Annotated in this window: 18 protein-coding genes; 13 read left to right on the forward strand and 5 right to left on the reverse strand. The window is 40.9% G+C overall.

Features of this window, described 5'->3' with window-relative positions; genetic code table 11:
• The first annotated feature begins 132 nt into the window (after positions 1–132).
• Positions 133–1095, forward strand: coding sequence for a protease SohB (sohB, locus tag MN200_RS06855; protein ID WP_242760418.1), 963 nt, complete (start codon positions 133–135; stop codon positions 1093–1095).
• Positions 1096–1174: 79 nt separating this feature from the next.
• Here sohB and MN200_RS06860 read toward each other — a convergent pair whose 3' ends face one another.
• Positions 1175–2386 carry an aspartate aminotransferase family protein gene (locus tag MN200_RS06860; RefSeq protein ID WP_242760419.1) on the reverse strand — a complete coding sequence of 404 codons (1212 nt, stop codon included), beginning with the start codon at positions 2384–2386 and terminating at the stop codon, positions 1175–1177.
• 162 nt (positions 2387–2548) lie between these two features.
• On the opposite strand from MN200_RS06860, the gene grxD reads away from it, so the two are divergent.
• Positions 2549–2890 carry a Grx4 family monothiol glutaredoxin gene (grxD, locus tag MN200_RS06865; protein ID WP_004693588.1) on the forward strand — a complete coding sequence of 114 codons (342 nt, stop codon included), beginning with the start codon at positions 2549–2551 and terminating at the stop codon, positions 2888–2890.
• 56 nt (positions 2891–2946) lie between these two features.
• Here grxD and MN200_RS06870 read toward each other — a convergent pair whose 3' ends face one another.
• A complete protein-coding gene (locus tag MN200_RS06870) occupies positions 2947–5580 on the reverse strand; it encodes an ATP-binding protein (protein ID WP_058869444.1) in 2634 nt (877 codons plus the stop codon).
• 181 nt (positions 5581–5761) lie between these two features.
• On the opposite strand from MN200_RS06870, the gene MN200_RS06875 reads away from it, so the two are divergent.
• The 4 genes from MN200_RS06875 to rpmE all read left to right on the forward strand — a co-directional run bounded on the left by MN200_RS06875 (position 5762) and on the right by rpmE (position 10001).
• Positions 5762–7903, forward strand: coding sequence for an MFS transporter (locus MN200_RS06875; protein ID WP_058869445.1), 2142 nt, complete (start codon positions 5762–5764; stop codon positions 7901–7903).
• Between the two features lie 123 nt (positions 7904–8026).
• A complete protein-coding gene (gloA, locus tag MN200_RS06880; RefSeq protein ID WP_058869446.1) occupies positions 8027–8428 on the forward strand; it encodes a lactoylglutathione lyase in 402 nt (133 codons plus the stop codon).
• Positions 8429–8595: 167 nt separating this feature from the next.
• Complete coding sequence (locus MN200_RS06885) at positions 8596–9576, forward strand: bile acid:sodium symporter family protein (protein WP_058869447.1); 981 nt, start codon at positions 8596–8598, stop codon at positions 9574–9576.
• A gap of 197 nt (positions 9577–9773) precedes the next feature.
• Positions 9774–10001 carry a 50S ribosomal protein L31 gene (rpmE, locus tag MN200_RS06890; protein ID WP_004693579.1) on the forward strand — a complete coding sequence of 76 codons (228 nt, stop codon included), beginning with the start codon at positions 9774–9776 and terminating at the stop codon, positions 9999–10001.
• A gap of 146 nt (positions 10002–10147) precedes the next feature.
• On the opposite strand, the gene MN200_RS06895 is transcribed toward rpmE, so the two are convergent.
• Genes MN200_RS06895 through epmB form a run of 3 tightly spaced genes read right to left on the reverse strand, consistent with a single transcriptional unit; the run spans position 10148 to position 15035 of the window.
• Complete coding sequence (locus MN200_RS06895; RefSeq protein ID WP_058869448.1) at positions 10148–12274, reverse strand: EAL domain-containing protein; 2127 nt, start codon at positions 12272–12274, stop codon at positions 10148–10150.
• On the reverse strand, positions 12256–14001 hold the full coding sequence (locus tag MN200_RS06900) for a hypothetical protein (RefSeq protein WP_058869459.1): 1746 nt from the start codon (positions 13999–14001) through the stop codon (positions 12256–12258). Before MN200_RS06900 ends, MN200_RS06895 begins: the two co-directional genes overlap by 19 nt.
• 17 nt (positions 14002–14018) lie before the next feature.
• A complete protein-coding gene (epmB, locus tag MN200_RS06905) occupies positions 14019–15035 on the reverse strand; it encodes an EF-P beta-lysylation protein EpmB (protein ID WP_058869449.1) in 1017 nt (338 codons plus the stop codon).
• A gap of 309 nt (positions 15036–15344) precedes the next feature.
• On the opposite strand from epmB, the gene efp reads away from it, so the two are divergent.
• The 7 genes from efp to MN200_RS06940 all read left to right on the forward strand — a co-directional run bounded on the left by efp (position 15345) and on the right by MN200_RS06940 (position 23767).
• Entirely contained in the window at positions 15345–15914 is a 570-nt protein-coding gene (efp, locus tag MN200_RS06910; RefSeq protein WP_004693574.1) for an elongation factor P, read from the forward strand.
• 168 nt (positions 15915–16082) lie between these two features.
• Entirely contained in the window at positions 16083–18185 is a 2103-nt protein-coding gene (locus MN200_RS06915) for a carbon starvation CstA family protein (RefSeq protein WP_058869450.1), read from the forward strand.
• 10 nt (positions 18186–18195) lie between these two features.
• Complete coding sequence (locus tag MN200_RS06920) at positions 18196–18498, forward strand: YbdD/YjiX family protein (protein ID WP_004693572.1); 303 nt, start codon at positions 18196–18198, stop codon at positions 18496–18498.
• 254 nt (positions 18499–18752) lie between these two features.
• Positions 18753–19772, forward strand: a complete 1020-nt coding sequence (locus tag MN200_RS06925; RefSeq protein WP_058869451.1) for a 2-dehydropantoate 2-reductase — start codon at positions 18753–18755, stop codon at positions 19770–19772.
• A gap of 165 nt (positions 19773–19937) precedes the next feature.
• Positions 19938–20849, forward strand: coding sequence for a MoxR family ATPase (locus MN200_RS06930; protein ID WP_109439255.1), 912 nt, complete (start codon positions 19938–19940; stop codon positions 20847–20849).
• A 16-nt stretch (positions 20850–20865) separates the two neighbouring features.
• Positions 20866–21765, forward strand: a complete 900-nt coding sequence (locus tag MN200_RS06935) for a DUF58 domain-containing protein (protein WP_058869453.1) — start codon at positions 20866–20868, stop codon at positions 21763–21765.
• 10 nt (positions 21766–21775) lie between these two features.
• Positions 21776–23767: a DUF3488 and transglutaminase-like domain-containing protein gene (locus MN200_RS06940; RefSeq protein WP_242760420.1), complete on the forward strand. Its 1992-nt coding sequence runs from the start codon at positions 21776–21778 to the stop codon at positions 23765–23767.
• Positions 23768–23800 lie beyond the last annotated feature (33 nt).

Below are 23800 nucleotides of genomic sequence, written 5' to 3' on the forward strand. Positions count from 1 at the left end.
CTCATCTTGTAAATGATTAAATGTGAAAGATAACGCATTACAGAATAAAACAAAAAATGGCTATTGAAAAAAAATGCCATTGACCTAATCTAGGTCATATACCGACGTATTATTTTAGAGAATATAATTTCTATGTTATTTCATTTACCGAAACTTCCCGCTGAAATTCGAATTACACATTTAAATGCGCGTATCAATGAACAACGTAAAAAAATTGCGCAAACTACAGCCTCTAAATTAGAATTATTGCAGTTGACTCAGCAGTTAGCGAAAGAGTCTCGTCACCGTAAAAAGGCCAATCAAAAAGTTTATATTCTAGATTTTAAAGGTGATACTGCGGCAACAGCGGTAGAAAGCTTACGTGAAGAAATCACCTTGATTTTAGCGACAGCCAAAGCAGGGCGTGATCGCGTTGTGGTACGTTTAGAAAGCCCAGGCGGTATGGTGCATGGTTATGGTTTGGCTGCTGCACAATTGGTACGTTTACGTGATGCAGGTTTCAATCTCACTATCTGTGTCGATAAAGTTGCAGCGAGTGGCGGTTATATGATGGCATGTATCGCCAATCAGATTATTGCTGCACCTTTTGCGGTTGTCGGTTCAATTGGTGTGGTCGCGCAAGTTCCTAACTTTAATCGTCTGCTAAAAGAACACAATATCGATTTTGAACTGTACACAGCAGGCCAATATAAACGTACAGTGACGATGTTTGGTGAAAACACAGCAGAAGGTAAGGCGAAGTTTGAAGAAGAGTTACAACAGACGCATATGTTGTTTAAACACTTTGTTGAAAAATACCGTCCACAACTCAATGTTGAGAAAGTAGCGACAGGTGAGCATTGGTATGGGCAAGATGCTTTAGATTTGAATTTGGTCGATCAGTTACAAACTTCAGATGCTTATTTGCTTAATTTACTGACCGATCATGATGTTTATGTCATCTCAACGCGTAAGAAACCGACTTTAGGTGAGAAGTTAGGCTTACAAGCTGCGCAAATGGCAGATGCCTTGGTGCCAGCAGTCATGAATAAAGTGATAGAAACCTTAACTAAAACCAATGCAAGTTTGGTGCAAATGCGTGATCCAAAACTTTAATATTTAGTTGGCCGATTCATTTCAAAAAGTCTGGTTCCGAAATATGCAAAAAGCAATTTTAGAACCAGACTTTTTTGTCTTAAGCCAAGTACGCTTTAATCATTTTCACTAGACGTTCAATCAGTTGATCCGTCTGATCTTTGGTAATATTCAAGGTCGGCAGTAAACGCACCACAGAACCCGCAGTGACGTTAATAATGGTGTGGTATTCATCACGAGCGATGTTGACCAAGTCACCACATGCTTTTGGTAGTTCAATACCAATCATTAAACCAAAGCCACGGACAATCACATTTTGATCGGCAAGTTGCTTACGCAGTTGTTCTACGATGTAAGCGCCTTGTTCAGCTGCATTTTGTACAATGTTTTCTTTTTGCATAATGTCGATGATGGTATACACCACACGCGAACCCAATGCTGAGCCACTATACGTTGAACCGTGGTTACCTGCGGTCAGTACGCCTACACCACGACCTTGAGTCATCACCGCACCAATGGGGAAACCATTGCCTAAACCTTTGGCTGTGGTGAGTACATCAGGAATGATGTTGGTGTGTTGGTAGGCAAAGTATTCACCTGTACGGCCATTACCTGTTTGAACTTCATCCAGCATCATCAGCCAGTTGTGTTGATTACAGATCTGACGAATCTCTTCCAAGTAGCTAAAGCCCTGCGGAGCGGTGTTGACCCCACCTTCACCCTGAATTGGCTCGACAAAGATTGCGACAATGTCTGGATGGTGAATTGCAGCTTCTTCAATGGCTTCAATGTCGCCGAATGGGACACGGATAAAACCTTCAACCAATGGACCAAAGCCTTCTTGGACTTTTTTGTTGCCTGTTGCTGAGAGGGTCGCCATAGTACGACCATGGAAAGAGTGTTCTGCAACAATGATTTTTGGATTGGCAATGCCTTGCATGTAGCCAAATTTACGAGCAATTTTAATTGCACCTTCATTGGATTCTGCACCACTGTTTGAAAAGAATACTTCTTCCATGCCAGCAACTTCAGCAAGTTTTTGTGCTGCAGCCGTTTGCCAAGGTACTTCAAACAAGTTACTGGTATGAATGAGCGTTGCCGCTTGTTCTGCAATCGCTTCTGCAATGACAGGATGTGCATGGCCTAAACCACAGACTGCAATGCCCGTTAGCGCATCAAAGTATTCAGTACCATCCTCAGTGTACAGATAAGAGCCTCGACCTCGGACAAAGCTGATCGGTTGACGGCCAAATACTGGCATCAAATGAGAGGGTTGATCAGTTTGTACAGGAGCAAGGGTAATGTTATTCATGACTAACTCTTATCTGTTAGAGGGTAAGTGAAATCCAATATTAAGCAATTATGCTTGTAGTTTTAAAGCCTAAATCTAAATAAAAGTCGAAATATTGCTTTAGGCATACTGTTTTTCTACGTTTTGGGTATAATGCGGGTTAGATTAGTTGAGGATTGATCAATGACTGAACAAGCACGCGATACCGAAGCGTTAATTCGTGACCAAATTGCAAAACACGCTGTACTTCTTTATATGAAAGGCACCCCACAGTTTCCACAATGTGGTTTCTCTGCACGTGCTGTAGAAGCGCTTAGTCAAATTGGTCGTCCGTTTGCTTATGTGAATATTCTTGAAAATCCAGATATTCGTGCTTTGTTACCACAAATTGCAAACTGGCCTACATTCCCACAGTTATGGATCAACGGTGAGTTGATTGGTGGTAGTGACATTATTCTAGACATGTTCCAAAAAGGTGAATTACAACCTTTAGTTGAACAGCATAGTCCAGCACCTGAAGCTTAATCTTCAGTTGTAAAAAAAAGCGCCATTGAGGCGCTTTTTTTGTTTGAGGGAAAGGGTTAATCCGCTGTAGTTACAGTGCTTACATCTTCAGAAGTGTGTTCCGCTGCATTTTCAGTTGCAACGGTCTTTTTTTCAGCTTTTGCCTTTTTTTTGTCCTTCTTCTTTTTTTTCTTTTTCTTCGGCTCTTCTTCAAACTCAGCACCATCTTCAATGGCTTGCCAATAATCTAGCTGATCCATCACTGCCGCATAAATGGACTTCTTGGTATAGCGTCCTTTTTTGTCTAAAGTGCCGACTGGTCGAGCCATAAGTAGTTCAAGCGCTTGATCAATCGTATCTATAGCATGAATGTGGAACTGGCCATTTGAAACCGCTTCAATCACGTCTTTACGTAACATTAAATGTTGCATGTTTTGACGTGGAATAATCACACCTTGCTTACCAGTTAAACCTTGAAGTTTACATGCATCAAAGAAACCTTCAATTTTCGCATTGACACCACCAATCGGTTGAACTTGACCCAATTGGTTCATTGAGCCAGTAATCGCCCAAGACTGATCAATCGGTAGCTGACTAATTGCAGAGATTAAAGCGGAGAGTTCAGCAACTGTGGCGCTATCACCATCGACTTGACCATAGCTTTGTTCAAAGGCAAGTGCGGCAGAGAAGTGTAGGGTTTGCTCACGACCGAAATGTGCTTTTAAGAACGATGACATCAGAAGCACACCTTTCGCATGCAGAGAGCCACCGAGCTCGACACTACGCTCAATATCTAGAATATCGCCGCCGCCTTGATACACAGACGCTGTTAGACGTGATGGTAAGCCAAACTCAACATCTGCATAGTGAATGACGGAAAGTGCATTAATTTGGCCGAGGCGGTGTCCACGCGTTTCGATGAGCTGTGTACCACGCGATAAATCCTGCCAATAGAGCTCACGCAAATAGCCTAAGCGATATTTACGATGATCTAATGCCATATTAATGTGTTGATCCGAGACCATTTTATCGCCTGATTGGAAGGCGTGATGATGCGCCTCACGAATCAAATCACCCAATGTGAGGGCATGTAGAGATAAGGAGCTTTGATCTTCGGCTTGACGGCTAGAATCAGTCAAAAGTGCAGAAAGCGCAGATCGATCGAAAGGAAGTAATTTATCGGCTTGTACATAGTCTGCAATCAGCTGCATATATGCTTGTTCATTTACTTCATTACGTTGCAACGTATCAGTAAAGTCGGCACGGATTTTAAAGACACTGCCAAGCTCAGGTTCTACTTCGAGTATTTCATAGTAAATTTCAGGCTCAGCCAGTAAAACCACTTTCAAATTCAGTGGGATTGCTTCAGGTTCAATTGAGATACTTCCTGTCAGTGTCAACATATGCTCAAGTGAAGAAAGTTTTAACTGGCCTGATTTTAAAGCGCGTTTTAGGCCTTGCCATGCATAAGGCTGTTCAAGCAGTTGTTCTGCTTCTAACATTAAAAAACCACCATTGGCTTTATGCAATGTCCCCGGGCGGATTAAGGTAAAATCTGTAGTAATGGTGCCATGTTGAGTCAGTTGCTCTACATGGCCAAGTAAATTGTAGTGAGTTGGGAAGTCTTCAAAAATAACCGGTGCACCAGCATTGGGTTTATGCGACACAATCACATTGGCTTGGTAGCGTGAAGGGATACGACTAAACAGTCCGGGGGTAAAGTCATCTTCTTCTTGTTCGAGTACAACCTCGACATTGTTAATAATGTCTTCAGCATAATATTTTAAATAGTCTTTTAAGCCTTCAACCTCAGCAAACTTAGTCAGTAACTGGTCGACTTTAGGCAATAAAACTTGCTTGGCAATATCGCGGTTCAACACTTGAACTTTATCGCGGGCATCTTCTTCCAAGTCGCCTAAATGCATGCCTAAACGCTCAAGTTTTTTGTCCATGTGGCGTATATTGGCATTAATTTCAGAACGCTCTTTAGAGCTTAAAGCATTGATGTCGGCCTGCGTCATTTCTAACACTTTATCGTCTACATACTGGACGGGGATAAAGCAGTGCTCATCATTCCGAGAGACCAGTTTGAGGTCGAGTTCTTCGCCTTCTTGGGTCAATTCAATCAAGGCTTGTTGCTGAACGTCACCCGTTTGTTGGCGAATGGCTTCTATACGGTTGTGGTAGGTTTCAGCAGTAAAGCGGCGCTCGAGCTGCTTTAAAGTGGTTTGCCATGTTTGATGTAACATGGTTTGAAATTTTACTGCCTGACCAGCAGGTAATTCTAAAGCAATCGGTTGACGTGGGCTTTTAAAATTATAAACGTAAACCCAATCGTTCGGTGTCGGCATATTTTTGGCGTGTTGCTGGAGTAAACGCTTGACCATGGTGCGCTTGCCCAAGCCAGCTGTCCCTACGGCAAAGATGTTATAGCCAGAATAAGGTAAGGAAATGCCTGCTTCAACTGAAGCACGTGCACGATCTTGCCCTAAAAAATTATTGAGCGGTTTAATACGACGCGTTGAGGCTGGAATCTTATCCAGAGCAGGGGTATGCGTCAGTTGCTCTGCTTGAAGTTGTGTCTTTGCTAAGGTCGTTTGAATTTCGGGTTGGTCAAATGCTGAACTAAGGTTGTTTTCTGGATTTTCTTGACTATTTAATGCGGGTGGTACAGATAAAGAAGAGCTCATTTGATCGTGTTTTTGGGTCACTTTGAAATCCGAAACTAAAGATTGCGTTAGAAACTTAAAGGTATACAGGTTTAATGCAAAAGATCAAGCAAAGTCGCAGTGTTTGTCGACAAAAATAGAACATTGATTTTATAAATCAGGTTGAAACAAATTGTATTAAGGGTTTGAATAGCAGCATTGGTTTTAAGACAACAAAAACGTAATGACAACACAATCTTCAGGATGGAAATCCGCCTTTACTGCATTTTTAGATCGCCGTGCGTTGATTATGCTGTTTTTGGGTTTCTCCGCAGGTATCCCAATCCTGTTAATTTTCTCGAGCTTATCTTTATGGCTAGGGGAAGCAGGTATCGATAAGAGCGCGGTGACTTTTTTTAGTTGGGCAGCTCTGGGTTATTCATTCAAATTTGTTTGGGCTCCTTTGGTCGATGAATTGCCTGTACCAGTACTGACCAAATTATTGGGTCGTCGCCGTGCATGGCTATTGATCGCACAACTCTTAATTATCTGTGCCATTTCTATCATGGCTTTTTCAGATCCATCTCTTGGTCAGAGTTATCTTTACCAAATGGCTGCGGGTGCGGTGCTTTTAGGTTTTTCTGCTGCGACACAAGATATTGTGATTGATGCCTATCGTATTGAGCTTGCAGAAACGCAAATGCAAACAGTGTTGGCTTCAACTTATAACGCTGGTTATCGCATCGGCATGATCGTTGCGGGTGCGGGTGCGTTATTTTTAGCGGCTTATTTGGGTACAGCCAAGGGCAACTATATTTATGAGGCATGGAAGTGGACGTATTTGGCAATGGCGGCGGTCATGTTGGTCGGGATTGCAACCACATTATGTATACGTGAGCCACAAGTTGATCGGGTACGTAAAGAATATAAACGCGTAGATTATTATCGTTTAGTGGCAGTTTTCTTTGTGTCTGTGGTGAGTTTTGTACTGAGTTATATTTACTCAGGCAAGCTCACAGAAATGCTGATTCAGCTCTGGTCCATCAAAGATAGTTTTGCACTGTTTTGTTTTGAGGCTTTACGTTTTATTGGCTCTGGCGCTGTTGCATTTGTGGTGGGTTCAAGCCTTGTCAAAATGGGTGCTGTGAATAAACAAATGGCCTATGAAACATGGGTGAATCCTGTTGCTGACTTCTTTAAGCGCTATGGCGTGAAATTGGCGTTGGTATTGCTATTGTTGATTGGTTTTTACCGTATTTCCGACATTATTGCAGGTGTGATCTCTAATGTGTTCTATCAAGACTTAAACTTTACCAAAGAGCAGATTGCTGAAGCGGTGAAAGTTTATGGGGTGATTTTTAGTTTGGTTGGTGGTTTTTTAGGAGGACTACTGGCGCAGCGTATGAACATCATGAAATTGATGTTTGTCGGAGCAATCTTGGCCAGTTCAACCAATCTCATCTTTATTGGCTTGGTCAAATCAGGACAACCTTTAAATGATGTTGTGATCAATGTCGGTGAGCAAAGTTTCAAAACTCAAGCGGATGAGACAGGTGCATGGACAATTAAGGTTCCTGTTAAGCAGCTTCAGGCAAATGAAAGTCTAACTGCAACGGCCAGTTTTCAAAATGATACTTCACAGCCTGTCTCGGTCACATTGCCTTATATCAGTCAAACGGGTGCATCTAGGGTATTGCTGTTGCTTCCGATCACGGCTGATAATGTGATTAATCAACGAGAGTCTGAAGGAAGCATCGTGGTAAGAGGTCAATACCTTGCTACACTGGCTGAAAACCAAAGTATTAAATTGAGCTTAGATGGTCAAAGCTTTGATGCAAAGTTAGACAAAGAAGGTGTATTTAGTGCGGCAATCCCTGTGAAACAGCTCCTTGATTCAAACTCTAAAAAGCTGAATGCTGTATTGATGCAAAATGAGCGTGCGCAACAACACATTGCACTGAATTATCAGGTGGATCCCGTAGCTGAAAAATCTGCAACTTTAGATGTTGATCTTCAGCCAATCAACTTGAATAAAGCGGTTGATGGACAGTTAGAAGTTAAAGGGAAGGTGATTAAAGAATATAGTTCAAACTGGCTGTATTTTGCGATTATTGTTGATAACTTGGCGTCAGGTTTGGCTGGTGCTGCATTTATTGCATTTCTATCAAGTTTGACCAGCGTATCTTTTACTGCTGTTCAGTATGCGATTTTTAGTTCATTGATGACGTTGACACCTAAAATTTTAGGTGGCTATTCAGGGACAATTGTGTCCAATATTGGCTATCCAAATTTCTTCTTGCTGACCACACTCATTGGGATCCCAATTTTAATCTTAGTGGTCTGGGTAGCGAAACTTCTACGAGAGCATGCCGCTGAGCAAAGTTAAAGTATCGATTTGTCTCGAATTAAAAAAGTAGCCCTTGTGGCTGCTTTTTTTATGGTTGAGGTTTGAAATATAGGACGGCTTTGCCTATATTGGGGGCTGAGAATAAATCATGAGGAAATTCCAATGCGCATGCTACATACCATGCTACGTGTAGGCAATTTAGAACAATCTTTGGCGTTCTATACTGAAGTGCTTGGTATGACTTTACTTCGTAAGCGTGATTATGAAGAAGGTCGTTTTACCTTGGCATTTGTGGGTTATGGTGATGAGGAAAATCATACGGTTTTAGAGCTGACACATAACTGGGATACGGACAGCTATGAATTAGGTAATGCTTACGGTCATATTGCCATTGCTGTAGATGATGCTTATAAAGCTTGTGAGGACATCAAAGCGCGCGGTGGTAATGTCGTGCGTGAAGCCGGACCAATGAAGGGTGGCGTAACGGTTATTGCCTTTGTAGAAGATCCAGATGGTTATAAAATTGAACTGATTCAACAAGATAATAATGCACGTAATAACTAAGCCGTCATTAGGTCATATGCAGCGTATATGCACAGTATTAATTAAAAAAATATTGAACATATCCTGTAAAAGCTAGCTTTATTTATATAGCTCAGTAAGATGAATTTACCCAAAGGTAAATTAGTCACTGGGCTTTTTCATTTTTAGAGGAATGACAGGATGTTGGTATGTTGAAATTATTGGCACTCGATCGGTTTACGTTATTGCTATTTGTTATGGTGCTCTTAGCCAGCTTTGTCCCTGTTTCAGGTCAAGCTGCCAGTGTATTTGGTGTACTGACAACGGTCGCGATCGCGATATTGTTCTTTTTGCATGGCGCTAAACTATCCCGTGAAGCCGTGATTCAGGGCATGATGCACTGGAAACTCCATGCTTTGGTTTTTGCATTTACCTTCATCCTTTTTCCCGTTTTAGGTTTGCTTGCAAAACCTGTATTGGTGCCGCTACTTGGGCAGGAGTTGTATTGGGGCTTTTTGTTTATGTGCTTTTTGCCATCGACAGTACAGTCTTCAATTGCGTTTACTTCGGTCGCGAAAGGCAATGTGGCTGGGGCGGTATGTAGTGCGTCATTCTCAAATTTGATCGGGATGTTTATTACCCCTGTGATGGTGGCCTTTTTCATTTTGGGGCAATCAGAGCATGGTTTTGATCCAACCTCGTCTATACTTCAAATCACTTTATTGCTGCTGGTTCCGTTTGTCCTTGGACAGTTACTTCGACCATATGTCTTTCCGTATATGCAAAAAATGCCAAGCATCGTCAAAGCATTCGATCAGGGGTCGATATTGATGGTGGTGTACGGTGCTTTCAGCGGTGCTGTGGTAGCGGGTCTATGGCAAGAAGTGAGTGTCGGTACGTTAATCCTATTGATCATTGTATGTTCGGTCTTATTGACGATTATTATGTTACTTGGGTTGTTTTTACCACGTTGGTTGGGCTTTAACCGTGCCGATCAGAAAACCATTTTTTTCTGTGGTTCAAAAAAGACCTTAGCCAGTGGTGTTCCAATGGCACAGATTCTTTTTATTGGACAACCTTTGGGGATGATTGTTTTACCGATTATGATTTTTCATCAAATACAGCTGATGGTGTGTGGGATTATTGCTAACTATTGGGCCAAGCAATCTGAAATTGAAACGAAAGAATAATTGGCTATCTGATACTATATCTCGTATAATATTTGCCACTTGTTGTGCTTAGCTCTGACGGTATCCGTCTCGGTGGGCCAAAAGAATGGTCTGTTATGGTGTTGATCTGCTACTTAAAGTAGCCCTTTCCTCAATTTTGAGAGTGATCAATTGCGATGACAGCAAAACCTTCTTTAATTTTTATGGAGTAATCGACGATGCGCGCCGATATTCACCCAAAATACCAAACTTTAGTTGCTACATGTTCTTGCGGTAACGTAATCGAAACTCGTTCAGCACTTGGTAAAGAAACTGTTTACCTAGACGTATGTTCAGCTTGCCACCCATTCTACACTGGTAAGCAAAAGAACGTTGATACTGGCGGTCGTATCGACAAGTTCAAACAACGTTTTGCTGGCATGTCACGTTCTATCAAACGCGACTAATAGCAAAAGTAAGAAACGGGCATTTGCCCGTTTTTTTATGTCTATGATTTGGATACAGAATCATAGGCCCAATAGCTAGACAATATAATAAAAAGACCCCATATAGAGGTCTTGAAATTTAGAGGCTAGTATCCAAGATTTAACTTTTACTGATCCTGCACATCAATCAAATGATCAAGTTTCTTCTGGAAATAATCACCTTGAATAAAGCGGGCATCGACATTCCATGCATTGGCAAACGACGTCATATCATTCAGATCACGTAACATAATTTGAATGTTTTTCAATTGATGATATACAGCAACTTTTTCTTGCAACTCTTCCGTGTTGGCGTCGCTACTGAGCATGCGAGTTAAGTTTTCATGTAAGGTGAGATTGTTGATATCGAGCTGACGTAGAATAGATTCACTATAAATACTATTACCAAAGTCACGAATCGAAACTTCAGCACCATATTGGCGAAGCTGGGCAATGTATTTTTGTGCTTCAGCAATGTTTTGGCTGATATCATCCTCAGAGAACTGAAGGATAATTGGATGACTTAACTTACTGCGTACAATGGTAATCAGTTTGGCTATAAATTCAGGGAAAGAGCGGTCATTCAAGAGTACGGCTTTGTTTAAGTTTACAATCAGCTTTGCTTCAGGATACTGAGTGATAAAATTGTGTAGCTGTTTACACGACTCAACTAAAATCCAGCGGTCAAGTTTAATAGACAGTTCGTGGTCTTCACTTAACTCTTTGAGGCTCGATATATCTTTCCATGTATTAGCATAAATAAAGCCACTGGTAACCTCATAGGTGTATAAATTAGTATCTTCTTTGTCATAAAGTTGTTGATATTTAAGATGAATCTCGCCACGCTCCAAAGCTAGATGTAAGGCTTTAAGCACCGTAGGTTCATTTGCTGTCTTTTGAGTGTCTAAAGTATCGCTGACAGTAGGGTTGATCAACTCAATCACAGGCATGTCAATACTGGCTTTTTGCTCAATTTCGCAATCGTCTTGATTGGTCGGTAAGGTGGTTTTAAAGGCTGAGCACAATAAGTTTTCAAACTGATCTTGATGTGAAATTTCACCTTTCAGTAGAGTGTAGCCAATGCGTAAATTTACGGGATAGCTATTATTTTCTACCGTGATGAGCTGCGGTTTGGTGAGCGCATTTAACGCAATCAGTTTAGATTCGAGTTTGGCCTGTGATTCTGCTTGGAATAAACCAACGATGGTTTGCCCACCCGCCTTAAACAGAGGAATATGAGTCTGTTCATTTAAAAAGCTGTAAATATTGTTAAAATAATCACGCGTAGTTGCCCAGTTGGCTTTAAAAATTTCATCTGGACAAGAGTTGAGTGCAAAGCTAACCAAAGCATTCTGATCAGAAGGCTGTTTGGTCATAGCGCGGTTAATTTGTTGATACGTATTAGGTTTTATTACGTGTTTTTCAGTGTTGACTGATGGAGCAGCAGAGCGTTCAGATTCGGCTTCAATCGTCAGTTGGAGCGCATCATCTTCAGGTGCAGTTAAAAACTCAACTTTTAAAGGATTGTGAGTTTGGGCATTGCTATTGAGAGTAGCAACTTCAAAAGCACCTAAATCAAACTGACCTTGTGAAATTTTCTTAAAACGGATTTTAAAATCGTTTACATCTTTCGGCTGGAGAATATCAAGCAGGGGTTGACCTATAATATCATCTTCAGAGCTTAGGCCGAACAGTTGTAAGTATTCAGCATTGGCTGAAACATGAATCCCTTCTTGAATTAAAGCAATGGCTTTATTACTTTCTTCAACTAAAGCCTGTGCTTGGTTTTGCGCTGTTTCAAGCTCATTCATGAGTTGTTGTTGGCTTTGCAATAAACGACTTAATGACAGTGCACGCAGTAGACCTAAGTAAAAGTTATCCGCTTCTTGTAAGTCCAAAATATCATAGACCCCTTTACGAATAAAACTTGCGTATTGGGTTGATTGATATTCATCTGGCTTTAATAAAATCAGTGGTAAATTGACTTGGTTAGAGTTGCGAATCAAAGTCAGTGCTTGTTCATACTTTAGGTCATAAGCGCGACCAAAAATCACCACATCCCAAGGCAGATGAAGCTGTTTTTCAAAGTTTTGTAAGTCATCCAGTAAGGTGGCATTAACTTGATGATCGCTAGAAGTTAAAAGGTCACGAATTTGGTTATAACGGATCTGATTATCATCAATAATGAGTAAACGTGTTTCCGTACGTTTTAACTTTTTAGATAATAATGGATTTCTCACTTCAATGCTTCCCATAAATCATGATTCTTAATAGCATTCATTTGCTTTTGAATAAAACTTTGAACCAATGGTTCTTGTTGGTCATTCAACAATTCATAATCAAAACGAATAAAACTTTGTGTAATTAAATGTGCTTTTACTAAATAAATTTTAAGATCTTCATCGCCGAGGCGTAAGTGAATGGTTTGTTTTTCTCGGTACATATTCGAACCCGGCACAATGAGGCTGGTTTGTACTTCATCTAGCTGGGAAGTTTGCACCAATAAGGCAGGCTGGTAGTTCTGAGTGGTTCGGTCTGTTTTAACCATAACAGCACATGGGAAAAGATCTTGTGCTAAGATTTCTAAACCCAGTTCCAAGCTTTTTTCACTTGATTGTTTAATCCAGCGAATCACACCACCGCGCCATTGGCTATGCGCATTTTCTTGAACCAAAATAAACTCACCTGTTTTTAAATGCGCAGGTGTTGGTCCAGTCCAGCGAATACGGTAACCATTCACACTAATATCTAAAACTTCGGCAGGGTAGATTTGTTTCGATTCACGATCAATCATACGAGCAGAACTCGTCTCCACAGGAATATTACTGTTCATGGAGTTGATTACGTGACTTTCATTCTGAAAGTTGTAGTTGCCTTCTAGCTCTAAAGTTTCATTAAAGTTCTTGCCTTTAGATAAATAGAAATGTGCGACTGACAGGCCAAAACAAATTTGTAATTGGGCAGAGTATTCATAACGTTCATGCTTACGTTCAATATTATTGGTCAACAAGTTATGAATGTGAAAATGCAAAGCAGGGGTAAGGAAAATCTTCTCATCGCGAGACAGTGGCTCAGCACGTTTGGTTTGCATCTCTGAGAGATGATCAAGCAGGGCTTGCGTCGAGATAAAAATATTCGGCTGAATGTGACTGTTTTTTTGAGAATTATAAGTTGGTGGATAATCTTTTGATGCATCGACAATATAGCGAGATAAGGTTGTTTCTTTAGGTAAAATTTGAATCAGTTTCGCCCAATCAAAGCTACACAAAAACAGCCCTTGAATCTCACCTGGACGGATTTGATGGGTATTAAAAATATCCAATAGAATGAGCTGCGCATAGGCTTGACTAATATTGCTCAGTTGATGCTGCGTGCCTTGTATTTGATTAATGTTGGTCAAATAGAAGTTATTTTGAATAGCAGAATCCAAGAGTTGATGAGCTGCTAGCCACTGACCCGGAATCGGGGAGCTATAGAGCAAGTGTTGTTGGTACAACAAAAGTGACAGTTGTTGTAAAGCATAATAACTCGATACGGTTCGAGCCGTTTGTAGGTTCTTTTTTGGGTTAAAAGCAAATAGAGAAAACTTATTTTGAGTGATTTTCTGAGAAACACGTTTTGCAATGTCGATATAGACTTTAGCGAAATGACTACGCATTAATAAGGCAAGCTCAATAATATGGTCATTTCGATCAGTGGTGATGAGGCCCTGATTAAAAAAATGTTTCTCTAAACTGGTAAGCACATTTTCCAAATTCGGATGCAGTACTTGAACCAAATCAAAACGAAGTGTTTCACTGACTTGAAGCTCGGAGACTTCAAGTAAAGCTTGAAATAAGGAACGAGAAGAGTCACCCAATTGTAAAATGGATAAGTTTGCTAACCATTCTTGTAAGCCTTTGACTGTACTTGGGCAAAAACTAAGCTTATCCAACTTTAATTCGGTTGGTTTTTGGAAGATATCTGAAGTACTCGTCATCATCATCGTTATTATTTAACTCAAAAAGTTGAAACCCCGAAAAGTGGTGTCTTATTCTTTTCTCCCGCAATTTCCCTGACCAGCTTAGGAACCAGATAGCCGGGTAGATTCGCCAATAATCCTTGATACAGAGAATCAATGTCTTGCGGGTTTAAATCAAAATGGTGAGCCCCTTTTACTTTATCTAAAACATGTAAATAGTATGGCAATACACCTGCATCGAATAAACGGTAGCTCAAATCTGTCAAAATTTGAACGTGATCATTGACCCCTTTCAATAAAACCGCCTGATTGAAAACGGTGATTTTTTCTGCGACTAATTGCTGTAATTGACGGCAGGTAAGATCATCCAATTCCGATGCATGATTTGAGTGTACCACTAGAATAATGCGCAGCCTACTGTTTTTTAAGATGGAAATTAGCTCATCATCGACACGGTTAGGCATTACGATAGGAACTCGTGAGTGAATTCTCAAAAATTTAAGTTGGGGTATACTTTCTAAGCGTTCAATCCATAATTTTATTTTACGATTGGACAGCGTTAAGGGGTCTCCGCCACTCAAAATGACTTCATTAATGTCAGGTTGAGACTGAATATAGTGTTGAATATTGATCCAATCTTCTGACTTTGGCAGGTTCTCTTGATAGGGGAAATGTCGGCGAAAACAGTAACGACAATGAACGGCACAAGCCCCAGTCAGGGTTAGTAAAAAACGAGTTTTATATTTGTGCAAAACACCGGGTTGTTGGTTGGCTTGTTCCTCACCCAATGGGTCGGTCACAAAGTCGGGATGTTCTTCAAGCTCAAGATGATGGGGCAGGACTTGAAGGAGTAAAGGATCAAGCGGATTACCTTTTTGCATTCTTGTTACAAAAGCACGGGGAACACGGAGTTTAAATTGGGTTGATGCAAGCAGTGCGCCTGACAGTAGTTGCTCAGGAGAAAGCTCTAGAATGTTAAGTAATTCTAAAGGGTCAGTAATTAAATCACTGAGTTGAGCTTGCCAATTTTGCTCTTGGTACAAATAATGAGTCATGCAATAAGGGGTCAAATACTAGGTCAAAAGAAAGTTAGGTCATCAAATCGAGTGATGTCGAAACGAGTTGTTCGGATGTGCGCGGTCTAAAAAGGCATTTTCAATACACAAAAACACGCGGAACGGGGCTATTTTATCAAGATCTTCGGCTTATAGGCAGTGGATTTTCATTGCTTCATAACACCTTGCTCATTTACAATACGAGGCATCAAAAAAGATGCCCTATCTTTATGGCACTGCTTTTCAAAGCTTTGGTGTCTAAGATAAAGACATAAATATTTAAGTTAGTTAGTTTGGAGTGCGCCAGTCATGGCCTATTATTCTACGAATGATTTCAAGTCAGGCCTTAAGGTTATGCTTGATGGTAACCCATGTTCAATCATGGAAAATGAATATGTAAAGCCAGGTAAAGGTCAAGCATTTAACCGCGTAAAACTACGTAATTTACGTTCTGGTAAAGTTTTAGAAAAAACATTTAAGTCTGGTGATTCTTTAGAAGCGGCTGACATTGTAGAAGTGGAAATGGAATACTTGTACAACGACGGCGAAATGTGGAACTTCATGGATCCTGTATCATTTGAACAGATCGCTGCTGACAAAACAGCAATGGGCGATGCTGCAAAATGGTTAAAAGATGATTCAAATGAAAAATGTACTATTATGTTGTTCAATGGCGTGCCGTTAACAGTAAACCCACCAAACTTCGTAGTTTTGAAAATTGTTGAAACTGATCCGGGTGTACGTGGTGATACTTCTGGCGGTGGTGGTAAACCTGCAAAATTGGAAACAGGTGCTGTAGTACGTGTTCCATTATTTGTACAGCAAGAAGAAAGCGTTCGTGTAGATACTCGTACTGGCGATTATTTAGAACGTGCATAATGGTTTAAAAATAGACTATTATCGCAAGGGATGATGAAAATCATCCCTTTTTTTATGCCAAAGTATTAGATCAAAACAAGGAGATGCAGAGTAAAGTCCCAAAGGAAAACAGCAGTACCTCGAATAATTAAAGACGCTGATTGAATGCAACAAATATGAGGGATTGAAATGGAATCTGTTCAGCCGAAGTCAACTCTGACTTCAAAAATCATCTGGCTACTGGTAGCCATCGTCGGTGCAGTCTCTTTTGGGATATTGGCACTGAGTCGTGGTGAGCATGTCAATGCCATCTGGCTCGTACTTGCTGCGGGCTGTATTTATAGTATTGCTTATCGCTTCTATAGTTTATTTATTGCAAATAAAGTTTTTGAGCTTAATGAACGTCGCTTAACTCCCGCGCATCGTTTGAATGATGGTCTGGACTATGTTCCAACCAATAAAAGCGTTCTATTTGGACATCACTTTGCAGCGATTGCAGGTGCAGGTCCATTAGTAGGGCCTATTTTAGCAGCGCAAATGGGCTATTTACCTGGCACGATTTGGTTACTTGTCGGTGTAGTGCTTGCAGGTGCAGTACAAGACTTTTTGGTGTTGTTTATTTCTACCCGTCGTGATGGACGTTCACTCGGTGAAATGGCAAAGCAAGAGCTTGGAACTTTTGCAGGTATTGTGGTCATGCTTGGTGCATTGGGGGTAATGATTATTATCCTTGCAGTTTTGGCATTGGTCGTGGTCAAAGCACTTGCACACAGCCCATGGGGCGTATTTAGTATTGCGGCAACGATTCCAATTGCGCTCTTTATGGGGATTTACATGCGTTTTATCCGCCCAGGTAAAATTGCAGAAGTATCTATTATTGGTTTCGTTTTGATGATGCTCGGTATTGTCTACGGTGAAAATATTGCACAGCATCCATATTGGGGTGCGTTCTTTACACTGTCGGGCACTCAGTTGACTTGGGCACTGATTATTTATGGTTTCGTGGCTTCGGCACTGCCTGTGTGGTTATTGCTTGCACCACGCGATTACTTATCAACCTTCCTAAAGATTGGTGTTATTGCAGGTTTGGCAGTCGGTATTATTTTCGCAATGCCAGAAATGAAGCTGCCAGCATTCACGCAATTTATTGATGGTACTGGTCCCGTGTTTGCAGGTTCAATGTTCCCATTCTTATTTATTACCATTGCCTGTGGCGCAATTTCAGGTTTCCACGCTTTAGTGTCGTCAGGCACCACGCCAAAACTTGTGAACAATGAACGTGATATTCGTATGATCGGATATGGCGGTATGCTCATGGAGTCATTTGTTGCAATCATGGCTCTGATCTGTGCAGCAGTGCTTGATCCCGGTGTATATTTTGCGATTAACTCACCAGCCGCTTTACTGGGTACAAGTGTCGACACTGCAGCTGAAGCTGTTCGTAACTTAGGTTTTGTTGTTACTCCAGAAACATTAACTTTACTGGCTCAAGAAGTGGGTGAAAGCACCATTCTTTCACGTACTGGCGGTGCGCCAACTTTTGCCATTGGTATGGCCCACATCATTACGGAAATTTTCAATAGTCGTGAAATGATGGCGTTTTGGTATCACTTTGCCATTTTATTCGAAGCACTATTTATTTTAACGGCAGTTGATGCGGGTACTCGCGCGTGTCGTTTCATGGTGCAAGACACCGTGGGTATTGTGATTCCTGCGGTGAAAAACTCACATAACTTCTTCGGAAACTTGTTGGGTACAGCGGTTGCAGTTTCGGGTTGGGGCTTCTTTGTTTACCAAGGTGTCGTCGATCCACTCGGGGGGATCAATAGCTTATGGCCACTGTTTGGTGTGGGTAACCAAATGCTTGCAGCAATGGCATTGATCTTAGGTACGGTTATCCTCTTCAAAATGAAGAAAGAGAAGTATGTATGGGTCACGATTATCCCGACCATATTCTTGTTGGTAACCTGTATGACAGCGGGCTGGCAGAAAATTTTCCACGAAAATCCAAAAATTGGTTTCTTGGCACAAGCTGAACGCTTTAACAATGCAATTGCAAACAATGAAATTTTAGCACCAGCAAAAACGGTTGCTGAAATGCAGACTGTTGCGATGTCGAATCAGATCAATGCTGCACTGTGTGGCTTCTTTATGATTGTGGCGATTGTGATGCTCTTTGCTGCGATTAGAGTGATTCGTCGTGCATTGGCAAGCCCAGTTCCGACTGTGCATGAAGCAGAAGCCATTTATCGTGATCCTGAGGACATTCAGCCATCAAAAGCTGGACATTAAGGAGAGTCAGATGAATCTAAAATTTGCTAAAAGTGGAAAAACGATGATTTATAAAATCATTAAAATGACCGTGATGTCGCAGAAAGATTTGATTCTGAACCCTAAAAATTGGTCTCGAATTGCGACATTGTGGCAACGTTTGCAGCAAAGTTTTCGCTTGATGGTGGGGGTGCCTGATTATCCAAACTATTTGGAGCATATGAAAAAGCACCATCCTGATTTAGAAGCGATGGATGCTAAAACTTTTTATCGTCATTGTGTCGATGCGCGTTATCCATCTGCAACGAATGGCATGAAAAAGTGCCCTTGTTAATGTAATGAATCAATTGAAAGACGGCACTTCGGTGCCGTTTTTTTTTGTGAAAAATCGAGTGAAAATATTCAATCACATGCGGTTGCACGTGTTAGATTCGACAGTGTACTTTTTTGCATGAAGCAAGTTGTTGCATCGTAGATTAAATCATAACGAACACGGAGTGTGAGGTATAAAAGGTTCATGTCGTATATTTGACAGCTTTTGATTGTTATAGTTCTTAAAATACTGGAATGTTTGCAAAGGGAAATTGAATGAAAATATATATTTATGGTGCTGGAAGCATTGGGTGTTATTTAGGCGGAAGTTTGGCTGCTGCGGGTAGTGATGTTACTTTTATCACGCGTCCACGTATTCATGCAGAGCTTTCCCAATGGGGCTTAGTCTTAACTGATTATTTATGCAAAAAGATCAAACTTGCACCTCATCAACTCAAACTAACGACTGACCCGACTCAGGTCGTGGATGCCGATGTTATTTTTATTTGTGTGAAATCGGCGGCAACCGAACAAGTTGCACATGAACTCAAAGAATATTTAGGGGCTAAAACACCGCTGATCATCAGCTTTCAAAATGGCTTAAGCAATGTCCCTATTTTAAAAAGGGTTTTGCAAGGGCCGATGATTTTAGAGGGAATGGTTCCTTTTAACGTCGCCACGCAAGAATCTGGGCATTATCATCAAGGCACATCAGGTGTATTAAGTGTTAAGCAATATCCAAATCAAAATTTGCTTGAAAATGCATTTCAAAAAGCAGGTTTAGAGATTGTTTTTGAAAAAGACATGCTGGCTGTGCAGTGGGCTAAGCTTTTACTTAATTTAAATAATTCAATCAATGCATTGTCAAAAAAACCGTTAAAGGAACAATTGTCGATTCGTAAATATCGCCAATGTGTGGCAATGGCGCAGCAGGAAGCTATAGAGCTGCTTGATTATGCACAAATTAAACCTGCAAAGTTAACCGCAGTTCCGACCCATTTGATTCCAAAATTACTGAGTTTACCCAATCCATTATTTAAATTATTAAGTCGTAAAATGTTGGCAATCGATCCACTAGCCCGGTCGTCTATGCAAGATGATTTAATTGCAGGTCGCCCCACAGAGGTCGACTGGATTAATGGTGAGGTTTTAAAACTTGCAGAGCAATGTGGTAGACAGGCTCCAATCAATGCACGACTCATAGAATTGATTAAGCAAGCAGAGAAATCATCGCCTTCATTTTCAATGAGTGCAGATACTTTAAAAGATCAGTTGAAATCTGCAGCGAAACAGTAGCTTGCGGTGACGTAGGTCATTCATACGCAAATCATTGAAGATTTATAAGGATCGTCTTTGAGTATGTCTGAAAAACCTGTATGTTAAACCTTGATTTATATTTTGATTGGAGAGAATAAGGTGCTTTGGGGAAAAGAAAGAACGGTAGAAACACAGCAACATGACATGCTCGATGAATCGCAGTTAAGTGTTTTTTATCCAAAAATCCAAGAATTTCTCAATCAAGTTAATCAAATCGTTTTAGATAAAAATCAACAAACCCAATTGGCCTTATGTAGCCTGTTAGCAGGTGGGCATATCTTATTTGAAGACTTGCCCGGTTTAGGCAAAACCACATTGGCCAGTAGCTTGGCCCATTTGGCAGGTCTTCAATTTAAACGGATTCAGTTTACCAATGACATGCTGGCAAGCGATGTGATTGGGGTGAATATGTTTAACCAAAAAGAACATCTGTTTGAGTTTAAGCAAGGGCCAATTTTTACTCAAATTTTACTCGCAGATGAAATTAACCGCTGTAGTCCGAAAACGCAGAGTGCGCTCTTAGAGGCGATGGAAGAGGGTGTGGTGACAATCGATGCAAGTCGTTATGTACTACCGCAGCCTTTTTGGGTAATTGCAACGCAAAACCCACTTTTTCAAAGTGGAACTTATGCACTACCAGAGTCACAGCTCGACCGTTTTCTTATGCGGCTATCTTTAGGTTATCCATCCCGTCAGGCAGAAAAGGCTTTATTGCAGCAACAATCCCGTCATGACTTGATTCAGCAGTTGATGACAGTATTCTCTGAACAAGACATTCTTGCCTTACAAACTTTGGTGCCACAGATTTATTTGTCTGAGGAAGTCTTGGATTATATTTTAGATTTGGCGGCTGAGACCCGTAAAGGTCGACATGGGTTATCTACACGTGGCGTACTGGCTTTGAAGAAAGCAGCACAAGCATATGCTTTGGTTAAAGCCCGTGCATTTGTTACACCGGATGATGTACAGGCTGTATTTGTCGCAGTCACCGCGCATCGAATAGGGCTGGGTGAAGCTGAAACTGAGCAACTGATGAAACAAGTCAAAGTTCACTAATAGGATAAGCTGACGCATGCTGTGGCAAAACTGGATAAATAAACGCTTTCAATTCAAAGCTGAAAAACAACTGACCCAAAAAGATGTACTGGTGTTTATTTATCAGCAAGGATATGTATATGTGGTGATGATTTTAATCACCTTTATTGCAGGGGTGAATTATGCCAATAACTTAATATTAGCGTTTTGTTTTTTAATCAGTGCCGTGCTGTGTATGAGTTTTTATTTGACCTTTAAACAGCTACATGGGTTAAGTATTGACCTTGTATTGCCTGAAATAGGGCAGGTTGAGAGTGCATTGCAATTACAAATGCATTTCAAACAACAGCATTCACAGCCTCGATACCTTTGGCTCGCTTATGCTGATCATATAGAACAGTTGTTTATTCAAGATACCCATCAGGTGTTCGATTTAAATTTTTTTCCAAAAGCGCGCGGACAGTTTAGTTTTCCAGAGATTAAAATATATTCGACTTATCCATTTGGCCTCGTTCGTGCATGGAGTTATTTTTTTATCCAAGCACCTGTGTGGATCGCGCCTAAAACTAAGTCTTTAGCGGCAGAAAATAAACAGCAACAGCACAGTTTTGAACCGGACATGGATGAATTCCGAGAATTGCGAAATTTTAAAGAGGGTGACTCTTTACAGGCGGTTTCATGGAAACAAGTGGCACAAGGACAAGGTTTATTTATTAAAGTCTTTGAACAACATCAGGATCAACACAGTTTAGACATCCACTATGCACATATGCCTAGTCCTTCACATGAAGAAAAATTGAGCTTAATGATGGGCTTGGTTGAACAATGTGAGCAGTTGCAGTATGCCTATGCCCTGTATTTACCTCATACTGAACTAGCCAAAGGGATAGGACGAGAACAATACCTTCAAGCCAAATTACTTTTGGCGCAGGCATAGCGAGCACAGTATGCATTCTTCTATTCGTATTGCCATTGTACTGACACTGAGTTTGATTTGGATCACACAACTAAGTTTTAGTCCTGTGTTCTTGAGTGTCATTTTCGCCATTTGTATCGGTTGTCTATGGTATTTCATGAAATCCACGGGCAACCATTTCCCGAAATGGGCAATTTACATTTTGACCCTTGCTGCTCTAGCAGTGACCTTTTGGAGCTATCAAAGCTTTTTAGGTGTGGAAGCGGGTGTAGCCGTTTTAAGTATCTTTCTCTTTGCGAAAGCCTTAGAAACAAAAACGCAGCGTGATGTGATCATTCTGTTTAACTTTGCATTATTCGTTGCGGCGAGTATGTTTTTACATAGTCAGTCATTTATGGCGGCTGCCATGGTTTTACTCTGTTTATTGAGTTGTTTGTTGGGGCTGTATCGAGTGCAAACCCATCCTTTTGCATCTGAAAACTCGAATCGTATGGCATTAAGGCAAGATGCAAAACACGTCATTAAATTTGTAGGTCTCGCACTGCCTTTTTTTGTGCTGCTGTTTATCTTTTTTCCGCGCTTACCTCCACTTTGGCATATTCCGATTCCTGAAAATAAAGCAGTGACAGGAATGAGTGACAGTATGTCACCTGGAGATATTGCGCAATTATCCCAGTCCAGCCATTTGGCTTTTCGTATTATTGGTGATGTCACTCAGCTCCCAAATCGTTCAGAGCTTTATTGGCGCGCGATGGTCTTAGATCAATATGATGGGCAAAAGTGGACCAGTAGTTTTATTAATCAACAAAGTATTTCGGATGATACATTAACGCAAATCTCTACATCCAAAAAATGGAACTATCAATATTTAGCCGCTGATGCCGCGATTCCTTGGATCATGGGATTGGAATATTCACAACCTTTAGAGCGACGTTATCAGCTACGTCAGGATTGGAGTATTCAGGCTTATCGTCAAGTACAGCGTGTAGAGCCGATTTCACTACAATGGATGGGAAATGTCCAACTTACTCAAACTAAATTATCCAATGTGCAACGAAGTATTAACTTAAAAGCGCCTGAGCAAATAGATCTGAAAGCACAACAATTTGCACAACAACTCTTTAAACAAAGTAATGACAATCCGAACCGTTATATCCAAAATGTTTTGCAATGGTATCGTAATAATGGCTTTAGCTATACCTTGCAGCCAGGCTTGTTGGGGCAGCATCGTATTGATGAGTTTTTGTTTCAGTCCAAACAAGGGTTTTGTGAACATTATGCCTCTAGTTTTGCGATGCTGATGCGTTATGTGGGAATTCCTGCCCGTATCGTGGTTGGTTATCAAGGTGGTCAGCCTTCACCAGATGCAAAAAGTTGGGAAGTTCGACAGTTAGATGCGCATGCATGGACGGAAGTCTTTGTGGATGGACGCTGGAACCGCTATGACCCAACAGCCATGATTGCACCACAGCGTATTGAACAGGGTATGCAAGATTTAATGAGCCAAGATGCCAGTGTTTGGGGTGATAGTAGTCGATGGCATGTACAGCGCTATTCGGTATTAAACAAAATGCGCATTTGGAGTGATTATGCAAGCTACCAATGGCAAAGTAAGGTGGTTGGCTATAATGCAGAGACTCAACGAGGATGGTTACAGAAGCTAGGACTCCAATCTAGTTATTCATTGGTATTGCTGATTATGATTAGCATTGGTGGATTAGTTTTACTGTACTGGGGCGTTATATTTTGGCATAAACGTGCTCAAACTTCTGAATATGACATTGTCGTTCAGTCTTTTTCTCGAAGCCTAATAGCAGAGCAGCGTAAACAAGATGCCGAAACGGTAAACAAATGGTTGTTGCGTTTAGCTCAAGATGTTAAACCTGAACAGCAAGTTTTATTTCATCAGGCAGCTGATTATTATCAACAAATGCGTTATTCCAATACGTTGAATTCAAAAAATATTCAACAATTTAAACGGATGCTTAAAACTTGTGCATCTGCTTTAAAAAACAAGAAATAGCGCTTGTCATACTTTTTAAAAGTGAATATTATG

The organism is Acinetobacter sp. LUNF3 (assembly GCF_022699605.1).
Taxonomy (GTDB): Bacteria; Pseudomonadota; Gammaproteobacteria; order Pseudomonadales; family Moraxellaceae; genus Acinetobacter; species Acinetobacter johnsonii.